The organism is Chitinophaga silvisoli (genome assembly GCF_003412465.1).
GTDB lineage: Bacteria > Bacteroidota > Bacteroidia > Chitinophagales > Chitinophagaceae > Chitinophaga > Chitinophaga silvisoli.
This window is the reverse complement of sequence record NZ_QTJV01000017.1, coordinates 45,826-65,200: the sequence shown is the minus strand read 5'-3', so window position 1 is coordinate 65,200 and position 19,375 is coordinate 45,826. Positions and strand designations below refer to the sequence as shown.

19 protein-coding genes are annotated in these 19,375 nt (G+C 42.6%); 8 read left to right on the top strand and 11 right to left on the bottom strand.

From position 1 onward, the window contains the following. The first annotated feature begins 136 nt into the window (after window positions 1-136). On the top strand, window positions 137-676 hold the full coding sequence (locus DXN04_RS30965; RefSeq protein WP_116857309.1) for a hypothetical protein: 540 nt from the start codon (window positions 137-139) through the stop codon (window positions 674-676). Between the two features lie 214 nt (window positions 677-890). Here DXN04_RS30965 and DXN04_RS30960 read toward each other — a convergent pair whose 3' ends face one another. Beyond that, complete coding sequence (locus DXN04_RS30960) at window positions 891-1,592, bottom strand: hypothetical protein (protein WP_116857308.1); 702 nt, start codon at window positions 1,590-1,592, stop codon at window positions 891-893. Between the two features lie 66 nt (window positions 1,593-1,658). On the opposite strand from DXN04_RS30960, the gene DXN04_RS30955 reads away from it, so the two are divergent. The 5 genes from DXN04_RS30955 to DXN04_RS30945 all read left to right on the top strand — a co-directional run bounded on the left by DXN04_RS30955 (window position 1,659) and on the right by DXN04_RS30945 (window position 5,591). Continuing rightward, window positions 1,659-2,576 (top strand): DNA/RNA non-specific endonuclease, encoded by a 918-nt coding sequence (locus tag DXN04_RS30955; protein WP_116857307.1) that lies wholly within the window; start codon window positions 1,659-1,661, stop codon window positions 2,574-2,576. A 131-nt stretch (window positions 2,577-2,707) separates the two neighbouring features. Continuing rightward, complete coding sequence (locus tag DXN04_RS34980) at window positions 2,708-2,881, top strand: hypothetical protein (RefSeq protein ID WP_158569250.1); 174 nt, start codon at window positions 2,708-2,710, stop codon at window positions 2,879-2,881. 234 nt (window positions 2,882-3,115) lie between these two features. After that, window positions 3,116-3,271 carry a hypothetical protein gene (locus DXN04_RS34975; RefSeq protein ID WP_158569248.1) on the top strand — a complete coding sequence of 52 codons (156 nt, stop codon included), beginning with the start codon at window positions 3,116-3,118 and terminating at the stop codon, window positions 3,269-3,271. After that, window positions 3,271-3,945, top strand: coding sequence for a hypothetical protein (locus DXN04_RS30950; RefSeq protein WP_116857306.1), 675 nt, complete (start codon window positions 3,271-3,273; stop codon window positions 3,943-3,945). The genes DXN04_RS34975 and DXN04_RS30950 overlap by 1 nt, the downstream gene beginning before the upstream one ends. Before the next feature lie 536 nt (window positions 3,946-4,481). Next, window positions 4,482-5,591: a Fic family protein gene (locus tag DXN04_RS30945; protein ID WP_116857305.1), complete on the top strand. Its 1,110-nt coding sequence runs from the start codon at window positions 4,482-4,484 to the stop codon at window positions 5,589-5,591. Between the two features lie 149 nt (window positions 5,592-5,740). Here DXN04_RS30945 and DXN04_RS30940 read toward each other — a convergent pair whose 3' ends face one another. The 6 genes from DXN04_RS30940 to DXN04_RS30915 form a co-directional block, all read right to left on the bottom strand. Then, window positions 5,741-5,953, bottom strand: a complete 213-nt coding sequence (locus DXN04_RS30940; protein ID WP_116857304.1) for a hypothetical protein — start codon at window positions 5,951-5,953, stop codon at window positions 5,741-5,743. Window positions 5,954-6,475: 522 nt separating this feature from the next. Continuing rightward, window positions 6,476-7,972, bottom strand: coding sequence for an acyl-CoA dehydrogenase family protein (locus tag DXN04_RS30935; RefSeq protein ID WP_116857303.1), 1,497 nt, complete (start codon window positions 7,970-7,972; stop codon window positions 6,476-6,478). Window positions 7,973-8,293: 321 nt separating this feature from the next. Further along, window positions 8,294-10,867 carry a glycoside hydrolase family 78 protein gene (locus DXN04_RS30930; protein WP_116857302.1) on the bottom strand — a complete coding sequence of 858 codons (2,574 nt, stop codon included), beginning with the start codon at window positions 10,865-10,867 and terminating at the stop codon, window positions 8,294-8,296. Between the two features lie 330 nt (window positions 10,868-11,197). Next, window positions 11,198-12,379, bottom strand: coding sequence for a zinc-dependent alcohol dehydrogenase (locus DXN04_RS30925; RefSeq protein ID WP_116857301.1), 1,182 nt, complete (start codon window positions 12,377-12,379; stop codon window positions 11,198-11,200). Window positions 12,380-12,396: 17 nt separating this feature from the next. Then, window positions 12,397-13,116 carry an SRPBCC family protein gene (locus DXN04_RS30920; RefSeq protein WP_116857300.1) on the bottom strand — a complete coding sequence of 240 codons (720 nt, stop codon included), beginning with the start codon at window positions 13,114-13,116 and terminating at the stop codon, window positions 12,397-12,399. Window positions 13,117-13,325: 209 nt separating this feature from the next. After that, window positions 13,326-13,679, bottom strand: coding sequence for a hypothetical protein (locus DXN04_RS30915; protein ID WP_116857299.1), 354 nt, complete (start codon window positions 13,677-13,679; stop codon window positions 13,326-13,328). A 133-nt stretch (window positions 13,680-13,812) separates the two neighbouring features. Here DXN04_RS30915 and DXN04_RS30910 point away from each other — a divergent pair, with 133 nt between their 5' ends. Continuing rightward, entirely contained in the window at window positions 13,813-14,364 is a 552-nt protein-coding gene (locus DXN04_RS30910; RefSeq protein ID WP_147320113.1) for a hypothetical protein, read from the top strand. Window positions 14,365-14,564: 200 nt separating this feature from the next. Here the strand turns inward: DXN04_RS30910 and DXN04_RS35665 are convergent, their stop codons facing one another. Together DXN04_RS35665 and DXN04_RS34970 are read right to left on the bottom strand one after the other, a co-directional pair. Further along, window positions 14,565-14,888, bottom strand: a complete 324-nt coding sequence (locus DXN04_RS35665) for an ABC transporter permease (protein WP_262512547.1) — start codon at window positions 14,886-14,888, stop codon at window positions 14,565-14,567. Continuing rightward, complete coding sequence (locus tag DXN04_RS34970; RefSeq protein WP_158569247.1) at window positions 14,824-14,985, bottom strand: hypothetical protein; 162 nt, start codon at window positions 14,983-14,985, stop codon at window positions 14,824-14,826. Before DXN04_RS34970 ends, DXN04_RS35665 begins: the two co-directional genes overlap by 65 nt. A 275-nt stretch (window positions 14,986-15,260) precedes the next feature. Between DXN04_RS34970 and DXN04_RS30900 the strand changes: the two genes are divergently transcribed. Further along, entirely contained in the window at window positions 15,261-16,106 is an 846-nt protein-coding gene (locus DXN04_RS30900; protein ID WP_116857296.1) for an HNH endonuclease, read from the top strand. A 33-nt stretch (window positions 16,107-16,139) separates the two neighbouring features. On the opposite strand, the gene DXN04_RS30895 is transcribed toward DXN04_RS30900, so the two are convergent. Together DXN04_RS30895 and DXN04_RS30885 are read right to left on the bottom strand one after the other, a co-directional pair. Beyond that, on the bottom strand, window positions 16,140-18,014 hold the full coding sequence (locus tag DXN04_RS30895) for a CHAT domain-containing protein (RefSeq protein WP_147320112.1): 1,875 nt from the start codon (window positions 18,012-18,014) through the stop codon (window positions 16,140-16,142). A gap of 621 nt (window positions 18,015-18,635) precedes the next feature. After that, window positions 18,636-18,977, bottom strand: coding sequence for a hypothetical protein (locus tag DXN04_RS30885; RefSeq protein ID WP_147320111.1), 342 nt, complete (start codon window positions 18,975-18,977; stop codon window positions 18,636-18,638). Window positions 18,978-19,375: the final 398 nt, after the last annotated feature.

Genomic DNA, 19,375 nt, shown 5'->3' with positions numbered 1-19,375 from the left:
ACTAAAAGGTCACTTCAATATCCATTCGATATACAGGTGACCTTTTGATGGCGTATTAGTACTCATTTAGTGTAAAAGAAGCATTATATCCAGGTAATAAATTTTACCTTAATAGTGTAACCTCAAAATTGTTTTTATGGCAATAATTAAGAACCATATCTTGTTCGAACATGTCAAGGGCACCCTTGGCAATCAGTTTACCATCTACGAAAGAAATGGGCAGATTATCATTGCGAAAAAGCGTGGCCCTTCAAAGAACAAGCCGACAACGAAACAGCTGGAAGCCAGGTATAAAATGCAGGTAGCTGCGGCCTATGCGAAGGTGATCATCCAGGATCCGGAGATCAAGGCGTACTATAAGTCGCTGGCCGGTCCCGGTCAGAATGCCTATAATATGGCTGTAAAAGATGCTTATAACTCCCCTGAAGTGCAGAACATCCGCTTCGAAGAAGAGACCATTGTGGTGACTGTAAAAGACGAATTCAGGGTGGCTAGTGTGGAAGTATGGATCCTGGATGCGGAAGGTGCACAGGTGGAAAGAGGTAATGCCATCTTAGGCAGGAATGGCGTGGATTGGTATTACAAAGCGGACCTTCTACCGCCGGGCGGCAAGGTCAAAATTGTTGTATTTGACCTGCCGGGCAATGAAACGATAAGGGACGTGAGGCTGGAATAAAAATTATACATCCTCTTCTGTCTCGAAATGCTAAGAGAAGTGAGGTTGGAATAAAAACTACACATCCTCTTCTGCTTCGAAACGATAAGAGAAGTAGGTTGGAATAAAAACTACACATCCTCTTCTGCTTCGAAACGATAAAGGAGGTGAGGCTGGATAAAACTACACATCCTCTTCTGCTTCGAAACGATAAAGGAGGTGAGGTTGGATAAAACTATACATCATCTTCTACTTCTCCATGCAATACATCGATCTCCTGGTGGGTGACATCCATAGATCGTACACCGCCACCGAGCCAACGTAGCTTGAACAATCCAAGCGCGATGATCCCCGCTTTGCCATGCATTTCCAGTCCCATCTCTTTAGAGGTATTAACACTGATGCTGGCAGCACCTAAATTCAATTCCCGCAGTGCCTTTACGTTCCCGCTAAACGTGAGGTCGGTATCTGCTGCAATCGTGGAAAAGATCGCTGCATCCTTCGCATGATATACCTGGTGTACCACCTTCCATTTCCTTTTCCAGCCTTCGGTATCTTTGAGCCTGGCACCGATCTGGTTGATGTTTTGCATCACTTTGACCTTGATGAGTGGAGACTTCACAAAGAAAGAACCTTTGTTACCGAACTTCATAGTCACCTTTGCATCTACGGCTGTAGGCGGGATCACGTCTACCTGTGCGCCGCCGGAAAAATTGATCACACTGGTTTCAGAAGAAGTAAAATTGATGCTGCTATCCGGGCCTTCGGCGGTGTCGAACTCAATACCGAATTCTTTGATATTACCGAGCTGCATGAAGACACCATCCGAGAAAATACCGTAATCGCCCAACTGGAATGTATTGGTGATCGGTAGCCATGCTGCGTTCACGTTAAGGTGGTTTTTAATGATGTCGTTGAATGCGTTTGGGATCTTCATGGATTAAAAATTTATTAAGTTAAAGATAGAATTATTCCGGGGCATATTTGTTGTTAACTATACGGTATGCGTACACAACATACCAGCTTCGAATCGATGGTCCGTTTAGGTGACCTGGTTTTAGCAAAGGCAGGACAAGAGCAGGTTTCAGATCCAAAGGAATTTGATAACCGCACTGGATATGATGCTTCCTTTTTAAAGGGATGGGAGCTGCCATTGCCTATGCCGCCGGCTACTACTATCAGGCAGATCCGGTATGGAAAAGATACGGGAAAGGACGTACTGAATTATGAACATTTCTCGGTGGTGATGTCTGCCGAAAGAAGATTGCCGATTATCACGGCTGTGAATATTGATGGTAAACAGGCAGTGCGGAATGTACCCCGGGAAACAGCCTGGTATTATGATGGCCGCTTAGATAAAAGCGATCAGTGGGGTGATGCATTGTATGATAATAACAAATTGGACAGGGGACATATGGTGCGGAGAGATGATCCTGTCTGGGGTACGAAAGCAGTTGCCCTGTTGGCGAATAAAGATACGTTTCACTTTACGAATAGTTGTCCGCAGATGGCGGCGGTGAATCAGCAGACCTGGTTAGGACTGGAAGATTATATCCTGCATAATGCGGAAGCAGCAGGGATGCAGGTCAGCGTATTCACAGGGCCTGTCTTCACAGATAAGGATTTAGTGTATAGGGATGCGTTAGTGCCGCTGGCATTCTGGAAGGTTGTAGCGATTGTAACTGGGGATGGCCGTAAGTCTGCTACAGCATATATGATTAGTCAGGAGAAGGAATTGAAGACATTGGAGTTTGAATATGGTGCTTACCAGACTTACCAGGTAAGTGTGCAGCAGGTGGGGAGGGAGACGGGGATTGACTTTGGCGAGTTGGAGCCGTATGATGGGTTTACAGATTATGAACGGAAATATGGTAAAAAGATGGTGGTGAAATTGGGGGATTTGAGGGAGATAAGGGTGTGATTCGGCGGAGAAATTGCAAAATTTGTGAGGGTGGAGGCGAAGAGTGATATTTATTACCTATGTCGACAAAAGTAGTTATTATTTTTGTGGCCCTGGCTTTTGTGGGATGATGTGGAATTTCGTTAATTTATGTGCCGATCACATTGGATGGTGTTGATGAACGGGACCTGCAGTTTATGTTGAGCAATCACCAGCTCCGTTACAAGTCTGGCAGGTTTAATCAGGTCCTGGTACCATTGAAAGTAATGCTGAATAGATCATTAATATCGGGAATGATAGCCGATGCACAGCGGGTTGACTGGTAGTATGCACATAGTAAAATGGAGTATCCTTGCATGCCTTGTGCAGGTAAAGATTACCAGGGAATTGTATTTTTACAAGGCGAGCCTTTTAATAGGGAGGGAATTAACCTCAGCTGTGAAGATGTGAAATTGGCTGAGCAAATTTTGCAGGTAGCAGACCTGAAGCAATGGCATATTAAGCAACCATTGCCAGATTATTAACGGCAATATGTTGGGTCATAAAATAACGATCACCGGATGCTTAGCATTGAATTGTCATTGAAGGGAAGAATTCCTGAATTATTCAGTGGGATGGGGGCGATGAAAGATGCCGGAGATAGGATCTTGAATGCCTTTATTGATTTTAGCGAGGGAAAGTTATTGTTTTTAACATATGATGAAGGCGGGGCATAATGAAGAAGTATTTAATAATAGCTGGATTACTAATTACCGGATTACTAATTGCTGGCATTAGCTATGCGATATGGGATCATCATGTATCTACGAACTTTGTACCATTTGAGCCGGCAGGGCTGGATCCTGATAGGACATATACTCGTAGTTATCCTTTATTCAATGGCTTTTCAGAGAACCTGCAACTTGTATTACAGGATAAGGGCATCAATTACCAGGTGGGCGATTATGGAGAGGTAAGCATTCCGCTGAAAGTGGCGGATAATAAAGCCCTGGTGACCGAATTAACAAAAAAAGCATACGATATTTCCTGGGTATATGCACATACGAAGAATGACAATTCATTTCTTTGTAAAGGAAAGGATTATACAGCTATAGTGTTCAAAGACTCCATCAACCTTACCTGTGATGATGTTGCACTTGCAGAGCAATTATTAGGAGCTGGCAATACTGAATATAAATTGGCTAAATATTACCGGCAATATTTTGGATATATAAATGAAAAAGGAGAAAGATGTGTCGAAATAGATTTGAGTACAATAGTGAACAGTGATATTCGTCGCTTATTAAAAGGCAGGTTATTGGTAGAGGATGGAGGCACCGGTTTTTTACATGCGCGTATCAACCTTAGCCGCCACCTATTCCTGGATATTGTTCCAGGTAGTAATGCATGAGATGATTCCCTCAACATATATGAGCGAATAGACTCCCGGCCCGCATTATCTTCTTTGCATTTTGACATTTATCTCCTGAATTCCCGTTTGTTTAATAGTACCGCTCAGATGATTTGAACATTCATTCATGATCTGTCATGAAACTAATAGGTTTCGTCCAGCCTCGGATGCGGGTTTGTTGCGGGGCGGGGATTTTTTATTGTAAATGCTGGCTTTTACCTGTGTGAGGGCGAAAGTGATAAAGAACTGAATGGTTTGAGTAAAGTTTTTCGCTTAGGATGGTAAAGGTGAAGGAATAGGAATAAGAATAGGAACGGAACAGGAATAGGAATAGGAATAAGAATAAGAACAGGAATAGGAACGGAGCAGGAACAGGAATAGGAATAGGTAGCTGGAGGGAAAAAGTTTTCGGGGATCAGGGTAGATAAAGGATGAGAAAATCTCTGTTGAGTCCCGATTGAAAGTATTTTTTGGAAATGTGTTATTCGGCTCAAAAAATAAGTATATTTGAGCCGAATAATTAATTTATTCGGCTCATGAAGTATAATTGGCAACAGGCGGGTTGGCCTGAGTTTTCCTACAGTACTACATCGGAAATCGAATATTCGCTGTATGAATTTGCGGAGAAGACAGGGTATGTGACGGGCATGCTGGATTCTATTCCAGTTGACCTGCAGGAGGAGGTTGTTATCCAAACTATGGTAGCAGAGGCATTAAAGACATCCGCCATTGAAGGTGAATTCCTCAGCCGCCAGGATGTCATTTCTTCTATCCGTCATAAATTAGGTTTACCTACTCCCCAACATTCATTGAAAGACCTTAGAGCCGCCGGAGCCGGTGAATTGATGGTTGCCGTGCGCAACACCTATCAACAGAAACTGACCAAAGAAACACTGTTCGAATGGCATTGCCTTTTGATGCAAGGCTCAAGTCATATTAATATTGGTGCCTGGCGAAAAGGAACCGCTCCCATGCAGGTAATATCCGGCTCTTTCGGTAAGGAGACAGTCCATTTCGAAGCACCACCCTCAGCCATTGTCTCCAAAGAAATGACCCAATTTATTCGTTGGTTCAACGATACTGCCCCTGGCCAAAAGAAAGCTATCAGGAACCCAGCCATCCGGTCTGCTATCGCACATCTCTATTTTGAATCTATTCACCCTTTCGAAGATGGCAATGGCCGCATAGGAAGGGCAATAGCCGAAAAAGCCTTGTCCCAGACCATTGGCAGGCCTGTATTATTAAGTATCTCACGTACAATAGAAGCGAATAAGAATGCCTATTATCAGCACCTCAAATCTGCCCAAAAAGGGAATGAGATCACTGAGTGGATCAATTACTTTGTAGATACGATTCTGAAGGCACAGCTGGAAGCAAAACAACTGGTGGTCTTCACTTTGAAAAAGACAAAGTTCATGGATGTACTGAGAGATAAAATGAACGAACGCCAGACGAAAGCGATCTTAAAAATGCTGGATGCTGGGCCGGAGGGTTTTGAGGGCGGGATGACGGCGAAGAAGTATATGTCGATTACCAAGGCTTCAAAAGCGACTGCTACAAGGGATTTGCAGGATCTGGTTGAAATAGGTGCGTTAATGTATACAGGCGGTGGTGGGAGAAGTACGCATTATACCCTGGTGATTTGAATTATATTTTTGAAGGATTTATTGATGGGTTAAAATAGTCATAACTAAGCAAGAGCCTGACATAGGCATTCAAAAAAACTGCCTCAAGCAATGGATCTCCACAAAACAAAAAAATGCACAGCGGAATTAAAGGGGAAGCGCCCCTTTAATTATTCCTGCTCGCCTTCTTCTTTTTTCAATTTCGCTCTCTCTTCAGGTGGTACAGTCGTCAGATTACCATCCTCATCCAGGTAGGCCATCATCTCTTCTAAACTCTGTCCTTTTACAGCATTCTTCTTCCGCTCTTCTTTCTTTTCTTCCTTCTGCTGCTTTGCGATTCTCTTTTTATTTTCCTTTGTCTTTTTATTCCAGCTAATTGCCATAGTTTAATAAATTGGTGAAAGAATAGATCAATTTTCCAGAGGATACATGGAACTGATCCGTGTTAAAAAATAATCAATAGATAGTTGTATCCAATACAAGGTTAACTATCATCTCAATTGATAAGAAAAAATGTAGTGAAATATTAGTCTGGATCGCTATTTAGTGTTGGATAAGCATTTAGCATATTTAAAGTGCCAGACATGTGCTAAATCATGACAAAGGTACGATTATTTTGCTACTGGAACAAACATAAGCGCCGGGGTAAGCGCTTATGTTGACATAGATATATAAAAAAAGGACATATAGTCCTTTTAGAGGAAAGATTGAATAATATGCTCTATTGTCATTTGAAAAAAGACTCCTTTTCAAGGAAACCCTCTTCAATACTCATAAAAAACCTCTTCATTATCATCAGGCATCTTTTCTTAATGATTATTAAAAGACTTAATTGAGCTTATATAGATGATAGCCAATTCATCAGGCATCTTTTTCTTAGTGATCATTAAAAGACTTAATTGAGCCTAAATAAACGACAGCCAATCACTATCCGCCCTATACTCATCCACCGGAGTCGACAAATTCTTAATACCAAGATTGGACACCAGATGCGCAATCTCCATCCTCACATTCCCAATACAATTCTCCACCAGGTCTTTCCTAAACCCGGCATCTTCCATCTCCAGGGTATAGTCCGTACAAATCAGCCTGCTAATAATCTTCCCGAGATCCACCAACTTACGCTGTGTCAGGGTCTCCGTTACATCCACAGCAAGCTGTTCTTTAAAATACTCCGAAGATCGCTGTGTAAGCGGGAAAGTAGACAGAAAATCGTATAGGCTACTCGTATGGTGCCGCTTCATCTTCTTACTCACCGCCTCTGCAATCTGTGTATACAGCATCTCATTCGAGCCTTCAAAGATTTGGAAGGGCCTGCTATCCACAATACCTCTGCCCGCTATATGACTAATCTTATATCCATTTGCACCAGACAATTGCAAACACAACTGGGCTGACTCATGCATCAGGTCCGTTACCAAGGCCTTCATACTATTCGCCTCCAGCCCTTCTGTAGCCAGGTTATGCTCAATACCGCTCATCCTGCTACTCTTAAAACACATAGCTGAACAAATTGTAAAGGCCGTCTGGATCCTGGACAGCTGGAACTTAATAGAGTCCATCGCATATAGGTTACCCGTCCCCACAATCCTGTTTTTGGTATGATCCAGGGCCTCGTCAAGCATGCGCCTGATAAAGCCCATGCCCATGCCCGGGAACTGCATCCGGCTTCTGTGCAGGATGTCCAGCATCATCTTGATACCGGTCGTCTCCGGAATGAGCAGGTGCTCCTTAGGTACTTCAATATCGATTTTATTCAGACCATAAGGAATCATGTACAAACCGAGGTTATTGTAATAGGATTCAACTATAATGGTTTGCTCTTTCTTATTATTATCTGCCAGGAAGAAATCCACATCTCTCGACAAACTGCCATCTGCCTGTTCCTTTCTTGCAGCAATCAACCAGTAATCTGCCTGGCCGGTTAAACCCTGCCAGTGTTTGGAACCTTTGATCTTATAACTATTCTCCAGCTCCTTGTATGCCGTCATCATATTCAACGCATCACTGCCGAAGTCAGGCTCGGTGATCATAAGACCACCCATTGCCTGGTGATGAAGGAAGTTGTCAAAGACATCCTTCTTGACTTTGTTATTACCGTATTTGGAAAGCGGTTCCAAAAATAAAGCGATGTTAATTCCGAAAGTAAGGGACAGCGGTAAAGATTCATAGGCAGCGGCGGAGAGCAGTGAAAGGCATTCCTTTACATTACAACCTCTCCCGCCATATTCTGTAGGTATAGCGACAGATAAAGGGGACATGTCCATGATGTCCTTCCATATATTATCAGGCAAGCCGCGCTGAAGGCTCAGCTGATTTATATCATTTTTCTCGTAAAAAATATGTTTTAGTGTTCGCTCAAAATCGGTAATAAATTCCGTAAGACTCTTTGTATTTTCCATAAAATCCTCCTGTTGATAGCAATCAGGCCTAAATATAGGATTTTGATGGGTAGTTAGGGTATATAAATTAGGGAATGAGGGGAAAGGGGATTTATTATAGGGGCCTGAATGCCTGTCCTGGTTAATTTTTGGTGTTATTGTGGAATGACTTTTTGTTTAGTTCGAACGACCTGCTCTTACTCCTTAGCCAAAATAAAAGAGGCCGTATCAAAAGTAATCTGAAGGCATTGAGAATTTCATAAACAAAAATTCTCTCCGTCAGGTACCCGAATTAAATTCCGGGAATTTTACTTTTGATACAACCTCTTTTGTTACTATGAATTAATTCTTACTAATCACTGCCTCATAATGATACTTCCCCGATCCAACCTCTTGCTTCCCTTCCTTCCCAGGCACATATATCACCGCCGTCGTATTCGCCGGTATCTCCACATCCATCACAAACGTACCCCCGTCCTTGATCTTCCAATCCACCCCTATCTTCCCATACCCACTCTCATAACCCGCCTTCGCATAAGTCAATCCCCCTCCCAATCTCGGCCTGATCACAATCTTCTTAAACCCTGTACTTGCACTATCCATATTAATTCCCGCCACATTCTTATACATCCAATCGCCAATCGCCCCATATGCATAGTGATTAAATGAATTCATCTCTATGGTCTGGAACGTACTATCCGTCTTCATACCATCCCAACGCTCCCATATCGTCGTCGCCCCCATTTTCACAGGATACAACCAGGAAGGATACGTATCCTGCAATAATAACTTATAAGCCACATCCGTATACCCAAACCTTGTCAAGGTATTTGACAATAAATAAGTACCCAGGAAACCCGTTGTCAAATGATTATTATAACTCGCTATATCATCCGCCAGGTGCTTCGCCGCCATAGGACGAATATGCTCGGGCAACATGTCGAATGCTAATGCCAATACATAAGATGTCTGTGTATTCGACATGATACGACCATTCGGCGTTACATACTCCGCACAAAATGCGTCCTTGATCTTTTTCAGCAAAGCGGTGTACTTATCCACATCCTCCTGCTTACCTAACACGCGCGCTGCATTAATGACCAGCTGCGTAGACAATGCATAATAACACTGTGTCGTAATATAAGTATAGGTATCAGCTGAACGATTCTCTGATTTATAAGACAACCAGTCACCAAAGTGGGAGCCTGTTGCCCACATGTTCTTAGGTGAATTGAGCTGGATGAAATCCACCCACGCTTTCATAGAAGGATACTGGTTCTCCAGTAACCGCTTATCGCTATACACCTCGTACATGGTCCATGGCACTACTGTCGCAGCATCACCCCAGCCTGCAGAACCTGCAGCGTCATTGCCCAGTACATTGGGAATCACATAAGGCACTGAACCATTCTGTAGCTGGTCCGCCGCCAAATCACGGAGCCATTTTGTAAAGAATGTATTCACATTACGATTGAAGGTCGCCGTTTGTACAAAGGCCTGTGCATCTCCTGTCCAGCCGAGACGCTCATCACGCTGCGGACAGTCAGTAGGAATGTCTACGAAGTTGTCCACCTGGCTCCATTGAATATTATGCTGGAGTTGATTGATCATAGGATTAGAACATTCAAAGATCCCGGTCGCAGGAACATCTGAGTAGGTGGCCACTGCTTCGATATTCGTCAGCTTCGCTTTTGTCTTCACTCTTACATACCTGAAACCATGGAAGGTAAAATGTGGCTCAAAGTATTCTTCTCCTTTACCACTCAACACAAAGATGTCCGTTGCAGCTGCTGTACGCAGGTTGGCGTTGTAGAAGTTACCTTTCTTATCCAGGATCTCACCATGTTCAAGAATAATGCTATCACCTGCATTGCCACTTGCCTTAAAATGAACAAAGCCGGAAAGGTTCTGACCAAAGTCAATCACATCTTCACCAGCAGGTGTTTTAATGCGTTTGATATTGCTGAATACTTCATGCTTTGTCACTGGTGGTGTCACGCTGGCAACAAGGTTGGTAAGGGGAATGTCCAGTACTTTCACACCGCTCCAGTTGGTAGTGGTGATGCGGTTATCCTGCCATTCGCCATTATAGATTTCGGAGTAGGTGATCTTGCCGGTACCTGATTTCCAATTGCCGTCAGAGATCACAGTTTCGCTGCTGCCATCGGTATAGGTGACTTCCATCTGGTATAAGATGCCGAGTGTCTTACCATATTTATCAGTACCCCAGCCGATAGTGCCCCTGTACCAGCCGGAGGCGACTGTCACTTCAATATTATTATCACCTGGTTGCAGTAAGTTCGTCACATCATATACCTGGTATTGCAGGCGTTTATTGTAACTGGTGAAACCGGGTGTGAGGAAACCATTACCTACTTTCTTGCCATTGATCTGAGCTTCGTACAAGCCATGGCTGGTGATGTATGCAATAGCGGAGGCTATTTTTTTACCGGGATGAAAACTTGTTTTGAAGATAGGGCAAGGGCGATTACTGGCAGCCTCCTGGTAGCCGGGCTCTATCCATTTCGCTTTCCATGCAGTAATGCCCATACGGAAATAGGCAGCTTCGGTGGAGGTGGCAGTATGACCATGGTTATCCCAGACCTTTACCTTCCAGCTATATTGTTTGCCGGGACTGAGTGCCGCGCCTTCATAGGGTACATGCAAGGTCTCGTCAGAAGAGACTTTACCACTTGTCCAGGTGGTTTTCTTTCCATCCATCACAGTGATCTCATAAGCCGATTGAAGGGTGTTTTTTTGCTCGGTACTTAGTTTCCAACTGAAGCGTGGATGGGCATTGTCAATACTTTGTGGATCTTTTAGTCCTTCCGTAAGCAGTTGTTTGACCTGTACCTGCGCGGAAAGCTGTAAATAAAGCACCTGGATTAGGAATAAAAGACTGAGACGCTTATTCATAATGGGATGATGTGGAATGTGTTAAAAATTTGAGACCTGAAAGAATAAATTTATTAAAATTGGGTAGAAATTTACGATTTTCCCGCGAGGTATGCATAATCTTTTCGGATACTTTCAATAATGCTGATGTAGGAGGTCTCTTTTATTAATAATGAAGATAGTAAGGGGCCAATAACCGTTTGTCTATTGGTAAGTAACTGTGAATAAAAAGTAGTAGAATAGAGAAGTGATGGAAATATCTCTGGTAATAAGGATGTAATTTTGAGAAAAATACTGCGTTTAGGAATTAAAAATAAAAGCCTCCATACACGAAGTATGAAGGCTTTCCAATTACGCCATCACACTTGGGTTAAACGCAACCCTCATACAACCATCGGCTTTATCATTAAACATTTTATACCCTTCAGCCCCTGCATCCAGTGGCCACTTATGCGTGAGCAGGAATTCAGGATCCAGCTCTCCCTTCTGCAGCAGGTCCAGCAAATGAGGAATGTATTTCTGTGCATGCATCTGCCCTGATTTAATGGTCAGTGCTTTGTTCATCAGGATGCCCATTGGAAAACTATCTACCAGCGATGAATACACGCCTACCACAGAAACAGTTCCCCCTTTCCGGCAAGCCATCACTGCCTGTCTTAATACGGCAGCCCTGTCTGGTTGCAAGCGCAGGTTTTGCTTTACTTTATCATACGCATACTCCAGTTTATTGCTGCTCCTGGCTTCCATCCCTACCGCATCGATGCATACATCAGGGCCACGGCCACCGGTGAGTTCTTTCAGCTCTTCCAGTACATTCACCTCCGAATAATTAATGATTTCAGCTTTGCATTCCTGCTTTGCATAAGCCAGTCTGTAGTCAAACCTGTCAATTGCTATCACCCGTGCGGCCCCTTTCAGCCATGCACTTTTCATTGCCATGAGTCCTACGCCACCAGCGCCCCATACAGCTACAATGTCTCCTGGTTTTACGGCCATGTCTGCCGCCATGTAGCCGGTAGGCAATGCATCGGATGCAAAGAGACTTTGTTCCCATGAAATGCCATCGGGGATTTTAAAGCAACCATTATCGGCATAGGCTACACGAATATATTCAGCATGACTACCTGCATATCCACCAAATAAATGTGAATAACCATAGATTGCAGCGGTAGGATAGCCAAACAGTTTCTCCTGGTAAACAGCGTTAGGATTGGAGTTGTCACACAGGCTCCACTCATCGTGTGTGCAGTGATAGCATTCACCGCAACCGATCACAGAACCTACAACAACCCTGTCTCCTTTCTTCAGTTTCTTTACTTCTGATCCTACTTCCACGACTTCACCATTGAATTCATGGCCGATGATATCCCCTGCTTTCATGGTTGGAATGAATCCATTCACGAGGTGCAGGTCGGAGCCGCAGACGGAGGACAAAGCCACCCGTATGATAGCATCTTTCGGGTTGAGGATAGAAGGGTCTGATACCCGTTCCACGTTCAGTTTGCGGGTACCGTTCCAGCATAATGCTTTCATAAAAATATCTTTTGGGTTTACAAAATGGTAGCTGTCTCTTCTCTGCCGGAAGGCTGTCCTTTGATGGTGGGTATTTCTCCTGTTTCAAAATAGCGGCGGAAGTTGCGCAGGTCTTCTTTCACCATATTTTTGAAGATGGGGTTCAACAAGCGGGCAATGCTTTCGCCTGCAGGACCGAAGGGGGCACGGTAGGTGATGACGATGCTGACTTCCGTACCATTCTCGCCGGCATCGGCAAAGGTGACTTTGCCAGCGTTGTCGATGACAGAGCCTGGTAAAGAGTTCCAGCCAAGCAAAGTGCCTTCTTCTTCCTTTACAATTTCAGCATCCCAGCTCAGGAGGGAGGACATCCCTGGAATATTGGCTTCCCAGTGAGAGCGGCCATCGTCCATGGTGGTCACTGATTTGATATGCTTCATGAACAGGGGAATGTTTTCCAGGTTTCTCCAGAAGGTGTAGACTTCATCTTTAGGTTTGTTGACGGTCACAACAGCACGTACGTTGATGTTTTTTACAGGATCAGGTTTGCGTGCTTTGCCTAAGGCGCTGTAGAGCGGACAATTGCCGGAGAGGGCTCTGTATAACAGGAATGCGCCGGAACCGGCTTTTACTAAACGTGCTTTATTGCCAGTGGCAGCGCTGTATAAGAGATAGCCTGCTGCTACAGCAGAAAGGATACGTTCTGTATTGCTGACATTGACAGCTGGTTTTTGGCCAACGGATGAGTTTTCGTTCATGGTGGAGTTTTGGAGATAGGCGCGAAATATCATGCCAGTGAGGAGGGATTGGGAATGTTTTCCAGATGAGGTTGGGAGGTTTTCCAGATGAGGTCGTGAATACTTTCCAGATGAGGGTGGGAAGTTTTCAGATAAGGTTATGGATTTTTTAGATAAGGTTGTGAACAGGTAATGCGGATCGTCCGGATAAGTTTGTTGAATGCTCCAAATCAGGTGTAGAAATACCCTTTGTAACTTAAGAAGATGCCTATCATGAAGAGTGTCAGCATAACAATTTTAGACACATAGTTGAGCGGCAATTGTTTTTGAGTGGGGAAGAACATGCGGAATAAACCGGCGAAGAAGCATAGCCAGCCTACTATTGTGATGAGCATTGGCCAGGCGGGTGTCCATACATTATGTAAGCGGATAATGATGAGTCCTCCAGTAAGCAGGAAGAGTCCATTGAGGTATACGAGAGTGGGGTGGGTATTTTCCCAGATTTTAAAGTTTAGGTATTCGGAAGTGGAGAGAGCGATTAAAACAGGTCCGAGGATGCTGGCTATCAGGATGGAATGGTGCATAGGATAAGTTTGCAAGAGGTATAAAGGAAACAGCAGTGTTTCTTTGTATCCTCAATGTTTGAGTGCTTAGTATTGAAAATATGGCAATTAGCTAAGGTGCATATAATTTGCACACCTTTTTCAAATGAAAATTATGAAAAATCCGCTTTATACCAAGGGTCAGATAGTAGAGTATATAATCGTTGGGCTGGTAGCTGCGATTGGGTATAGTATATTTTTGTGGGCGCATTTGATGAGGGCGAGTTATGAGAGTAGTTATCTCCTGTATATTGGGAATGCTGTGTTTGGCGCTGTGATCCTGGTTTACAATTTAATTTTGATCAGGAGGTCATATGTAAGTAAGCGGACAGTGTCTATGTTGATAGAGGGGCATTTGGCTGCTGCGGCGGGTACGATCTTATCGATTATCATTGCGGTGATTGCGACATTGGCATTTCATCCGGATATCGTTTCTCCTGATCAGGCAGGAACGGCGTTGTATCATGCGCCGGCGAATACGCAGCGGGATCATCCGGCGGGGTGGTTGTTTATGGTGGTGATAGACGCGTTTTTGTTGAATTTTTCGACTGGTTCGTTTGTGTCGATTATTACTTCGTATGCAGGTAAGAGGAATCAGACGAAGGATAGGCCGGCCCATTTGGGAACGAGGACGGGGAATGGGCCGGTGACGAATGATGCGTCTTGAGAGTGATTGTTAGAAGTCTTGGATGATTGTCAGGAGTAGTGAATACGATTTTAAAATTAGTGTGTCTTTCTGATACGCTAATTATTCTCTTTTCAAACTAATCATCGGATTTACCAGGCTGCTTTTAGGATCTCAAAACTTCTCCATGCAATAGATAAGGCAGTCGGTACGGGGAAGCTTTTATCCAGTTGGATATAGCATTAGCAATTAAAGCTGCTCCTGGTGTTTTTGATTAAGTCTTTACGGGTATGCGCAATGGGGGGCATTGGAAGGATGAAGTCAAATTGCAGGTGTGAGTTGGTAGGAATGTTAGCCAATACTCCTGTGACGGTGACCTGGTATGAGTTGTCGATTTTGAGTGTTTTCCCGATTCCGTTTGCTGTACCGAAGTATTTTGTGGCCATGTCTTGGGTGATGAGGATGCCGTTTATCCTGTCGAGTGTTGTTTGGGGGCTCCTTTTATAAAGGGGAAGTTGAAGACTTGCAGGAAGTTGGGGCTGCGTAGAAGATTCTTTTCTCTTCAAATTTCAGATCATTCACCTGGAAGACGTGGTTTCCATATGTCTGAGGCGTACGGTGTTTTTTGATCTGGGGGATGGCTGCTTTTAGGGATGCGGCCATGCCGGCAGGGTTTACGGCGGCGATGAAGACGATGACCCTGTGGGTTGGGCGGCGTTTAGAGGAAGCTGTCGGAGCTTTTTTCGTGTTGTACCCATAGAAGGATTAGAATGCTGGGAGCCATGCCGATGGCGGGACCCAGGATGTTGATGGGGGTAGTCATATAATACGTGTTTGTTTGGTTATTTGTTAGACATTATAAGAAATTATATAATGTTAGAAATGATAATTGGGTGTTCAAATTTGTAAATTAGCAGTTGATTTTACACTGCGAAGTTATGCTTATACCCAACGAGAAATATTTCAAAGAAGATATTTATAGGGCATTGTCAGTACCCCCTGAAAAGCAAAAGGGCTCTTGGAACACTGGTTATACTAAGTACGATGGCAGCTACTATATTTTTGCAAATATTGGAGTAGCTGGTCGGACGGGGCATGATTATGATAATCATTGGGGAGGAGATGATTTATTAGTTTGGTATGGAAAGACCGAATCACATGTAGGCCAGAACTCTATTAAAGAGTTGTTGAGCAGAAAGGTGCCTGTTCATATTTTTACGAGGGAACAGGATAGGAGCCCGTTTTTGTACCAAGGCCTGGGGATTGCTGTTAATCATGAACCTTCTACACCAGTAATGATTGTGTGGGATTTGATTAAGACTATCGGTGAAAAGGAAACTGATGAAGTGATTAAGGAGGTGGTTTTAAATAGTGAAGCTCCTAATGATGTACTTAAAAAAGTGGTATCTGCTCTTAGACGTGTAAGGGATGGACAGAAGAAGTTGAAGGATGGGTTAATAAAGTTGTATGACGGGTGTTGTTGTATAACTGGGTCTTCAGTAGAGGAGGTATTAATTGCTTGTCATATAGAACCTCATAATGTAAGGGGGAATAATCAATCTACGAATGGGCTTTTGATGAGAGCTGATTTGCATAATTTGTTTGATGCGAATTTGATTGGGATTGAGCCGGATACTTTAAAAGTGCGGATAGGTAATAAATTGAGGGGTAGTGAGTATGAGTATTTGGATGGCGTGGTGCTAAGGAGAAGGAGAGATGGGACGAGGCCTGATAGGGAGGCGTTGGCGGAGAGGTGGAGGGAGTTTATAAGTGTTAGTGTATAAATATTTTATTGTTTAGGGTTCATACTTGTTTTTTCATAAAACAGAATTATCCAAACTGCTAATAGATGTAGTATGCCAAGAAATAATTTTATCTATTTCGTTGCGAAGGTTAGCATTGGTTGCGGATTGCTTAGTTCTAATCCAATATTCTTTGTCTCTTTCTAATTTCCAGCGTAGTTTACGTTTGGAATCGTGTTTTGAAGTACTCTGATGTAGTTTTGTAAATGGGAAGCCAAAGATAATATAGATGTTTTTGTCATCGTCTAATTGGCACATATTTGCTGCATCCTGCAATGCATCGGCGGTAGGCATTGTTTTAACATTCTTATAAAAAGATATAGCCGTATTAGCAGCAGCATTGTCATTCACTTCCCATAGAGTCCCAATATAGCCCCTGGCTCCTTTTTTAATAAATGACTCAACAATTTCTCCCCATGACCAACAAGTATTGTTAAAAATGAATGGCTTCATATCACCTGCTAGATGCCTGAAGATACCATAGAAGCTACCATCGCTACACATAATTGAACGGGAATTCGGTACTGCTTTAATTTCTTCTATTAGGGTATCCTTAATAGTCCTATTTTCAGCTATCACATTTTGGCATTCGATAAAAAATTCTGCTGAATATTGTTGATCCGCTAGTTCGGGGCTGCCAACATCGTAACCATTATAAGATAGAGGGAAGACCATATGCTTAATTTCTATAATAGGGCCGTTTTCATTATACCATGGAGTTACTACAATTGATCTTACGTGGTCGTACACTAAAGAGTGCTGTTTGCCTGTTTTATCTATAAATTCTGATTTAATTCTAATACCAGGTATCTCACCTCCGTGGCTACTAAAATGTAAAACATCGAATGGATAGAATTCCAAGTATTGTGACAGATTGTATATAGAAGCTTCCTTTCCACAAAGCTGTTTTACTTGATAATTCATTTCATGCATTAAGGTGGTTACTTGATTAATTTCTAGTTCTACAGCTGGTAAAGGGGGATTAAAATCAATTGGGGAGAATAGCAGCGCCGTTCCTGTACCTGGAGCATCCGCAAATAAGATATTTGTAAATGTAAAGAGATCAGGGGAGAATTCTAAGTGGACATAAGTACAAACAGTATGCTTACCTAATAATAGGGAATATGGAATACCAGCGGTAAAAAATGTAGTATAATTATATAGGGAGAAATTTACTCCACCAATTCTGCTTGTTATATAATTGTCCAAATTTTGCCTTGCGATTATATTATTAGTTTTCCATTTAGCTAATTGGTCTTTAATATCCTTTATTTCTTCCCCAGTTATGGGAGATACAATTATGATGTCAGCATTTATAGAAAGAGCATAGTTAACCGCAACGATAGGTCCAGAAGTTCCGTCATTTTCTATAACCACACAGCTTGTAGCTTTACTTGTAGATTGTTCAAATTTTTCAGCATTTGAATCAATATTTAACCAGCGTTTACTTTTTACTGCCTCGTAAAGCCCGTTTAGCACATCTTCAGGTCTGCAGTTTAATATTGGTTTTTGTTCAAAGAATGGCGATAATAGGAAGTCTATATCTTCTTGGTGATTTATTGATATAATATTAAGACCGTCGGGCAATTCTAAATAACTCTTTTGATCATCACTAAGCCCAATTACAATAATATTTTCGCAGCCATTTAGCCGTACTATTGCGTTACGGATATGGGTTGCCACTTCTAATGCTCTTTGTTGCGAAAAGGTATGTTGATCTTGAGGTGTCGTTATTGGGAAATTTCTCGGTACAGTCACCTTTTGGATTTCAAATAATGGTAAATAATAAGCATCTTCTATTAGGTATGAGCATACCATAGCCGCTAATAAGGTCGAATGGCGATCTGTGATGCAAAGAAATGTGTTTTTTATCTTAGGATTGGTGATCACAATGACAATTTATGATGTGTATGAGTCGGACAGTCCATTCAATGAAATAAGACAGTCTTTTACAATTATCGTAATAATCACTAACCAAGCCGTTAATAGGATGTTAAGCATTATAAATTATCTGGAGAAGCTTCTTTAAACAACCACCGATCAGCCACCGTACGAAGGCGCTCCTTCGTGGTGGCTGAATGGGTGATGTGGGTAATAATTTCAAACAATTTCGGGGTTCGTTGTCTTCGTATGGCAAGACAACCTGGTTAATAATGAGGTCTGCACTTGTATGCGGCTTTCCCGCATACGTGACTCCTGGTTTTTATATAATGCCAGGTGTCTTTGAGGTTAAAAAGGGAAAGCAAAGAGCATGGCTGACATGAATATCAGCCTGGTTCATTTTAGAGGGTATAAGTAAGACAAAGCTGATGTTCAAAAAGTATGAGTCTAAAGCAAAAAAGTTTAATAATTTTTTTGGGAGAGTGCCTGGCAGCAAAAAAGGCCGGAAATATAGGCATATCCCCGGCGCGTTTACGATTAAATCATCTCCTGTTGGGGGATACAGTGAAATAAAGGTTGATTTTATTATCTATGTTTTTGCTTTTATTTTGTTGATTATAAGTGTATTATCTATTTGATAATTCTGCTATCATTCTGGGGGTTATGGGTGCCATTTTTATACAGGGAGATTAATTTTATCCCGATACCGTTGGAAGGGATCCTGGTGGGATAGATCTTGATATATTTAGCTTTTTCGAGATATTTCAGGCAGGCACGCAATTCCTGGGGACTTTCAAGTTTTGCATGGCATATTATTTCTTCCGGTGTTACATTGAATGTAGGAGCGTAGCTATTCAGGCTCCATAAATTGGCGAGGGCAAGATAAGTTGTGATATGATTGGCAGAGATTTTAGGGTCCTTGGTCATTTTGCTATAGAACGCGTCGATCTGGGATACAAAGTTGTTGCGCATGGTGAGGGAATTGGATGAAGGTTATTTGTTAATTTGAAAATAGAGAAATGTTCAATACCAGAGTTGTCGTGAATAGCTTTTGGGGAATTAAGTAATGAGGAAACTGAAAATTAGAAACGTATCAATTATGTAGGTGAAAATTATGAGGGCGAATGCTAATCCCCAATTTCCAATCCTAATCCCCCATGTCCAATTTCAGTGCTCCAATTTCGAAATTAATTTCCATGTCCAATTTCAGTGCCTCAATCTTGAATTTTAATTCCCCATGTCCAATCTCAAATGTTCTATCTCTTATCTTCCATTTTAAATCTTTAAGTTTTTAATCGCCCCTCCATCTCCCAAAAACTATAGACACACCGCCCTCCATATCATACATCGGGAGTATAATTCCAAATCGC

What these genes read in the sequence shown, in the direction of transcription:
- DXN04_RS34975 (WP_158569248.1), top strand. Translation starts at nt 3,116, where the DNA reads ATGCTTAGCATTGAATTGTCATTGAAGGGAAGAATTCCTGAATTATTC.
- DXN04_RS30965 (WP_116857309.1), top strand. Translation starts at nt 137, where the DNA reads ATGGCAATAATTAAGAACCATATCTTGTTCGAACATGTCAAGGGCACC.
- DXN04_RS30960 (WP_116857308.1), bottom strand. Translation starts at nt 1,592, where the DNA reads ATGAAGATCCCAAACGCATTCAACGACATCATTAAAAACCACCTTAAC.
- DXN04_RS30915 (WP_116857299.1), bottom strand. Translation starts at nt 13,679, where the DNA reads ATGCACCATTCCATCCTGATAGCCAGCATCCTCGGACCTGTTTTAATC.
- DXN04_RS30925 (WP_116857301.1), bottom strand. Translation starts at nt 12,379, where the DNA reads ATGAAAGCATTATGCTGGAACGGTACCCGCAAACTGAACGTGGAACGG.
- DXN04_RS30885 (WP_147320111.1), bottom strand. Translation starts at nt 18,977, where the DNA reads ATGCGCAACAACTTTGTATCCCAGATCGACGCGTTCTATAGCAAAATG.
- DXN04_RS30935 (WP_116857303.1), bottom strand. Translation starts at nt 7,972, where the DNA reads ATGGAAAATACAAAGAGTCTTACGGAATTTATTACCGATTTTGAGCGA.
- DXN04_RS30955 (WP_116857307.1), top strand. Translation starts at nt 1,659, where the DNA reads ATGCGTACACAACATACCAGCTTCGAATCGATGGTCCGTTTAGGTGAC.
- DXN04_RS30940 (WP_116857304.1), bottom strand. Translation starts at nt 5,953, where the DNA reads ATGGCAATTAGCTGGAATAAAAAGACAAAGGAAAATAAAAAGAGAATC.
- DXN04_RS30930 (WP_116857302.1), bottom strand. Translation starts at nt 10,867, where the DNA reads ATGAATAAGCGTCTCAGTCTTTTATTCCTAATCCAGGTGCTTTATTTA.
- DXN04_RS30900 (WP_116857296.1), top strand. Translation starts at nt 15,261, where the DNA reads ATGCTTATACCCAACGAGAAATATTTCAAAGAAGATATTTATAGGGCA.
- DXN04_RS30950 (WP_116857306.1), top strand. Translation starts at nt 3,271, where the DNA reads ATGAAGAAGTATTTAATAATAGCTGGATTACTAATTACCGGATTACTA.
- DXN04_RS30920 (WP_116857300.1), bottom strand. Translation starts at nt 13,116, where the DNA reads ATGAACGAAAACTCATCCGTTGGCCAAAAACCAGCTGTCAATGTCAGC.
- DXN04_RS34970 (WP_158569247.1), bottom strand. Translation starts at nt 14,985, where the DNA reads ATGGCCGCATCCCTAAAAGCAGCCATCCCCCAGATCAAAAAACACCGT.
- DXN04_RS30945 (WP_116857305.1), top strand. Translation starts at nt 4,482, where the DNA reads ATGAAGTATAATTGGCAACAGGCGGGTTGGCCTGAGTTTTCCTACAGT.
- DXN04_RS30910 (WP_147320113.1), top strand. Translation starts at nt 13,813, where the DNA reads ATGAAAAATCCGCTTTATACCAAGGGTCAGATAGTAGAGTATATAATC.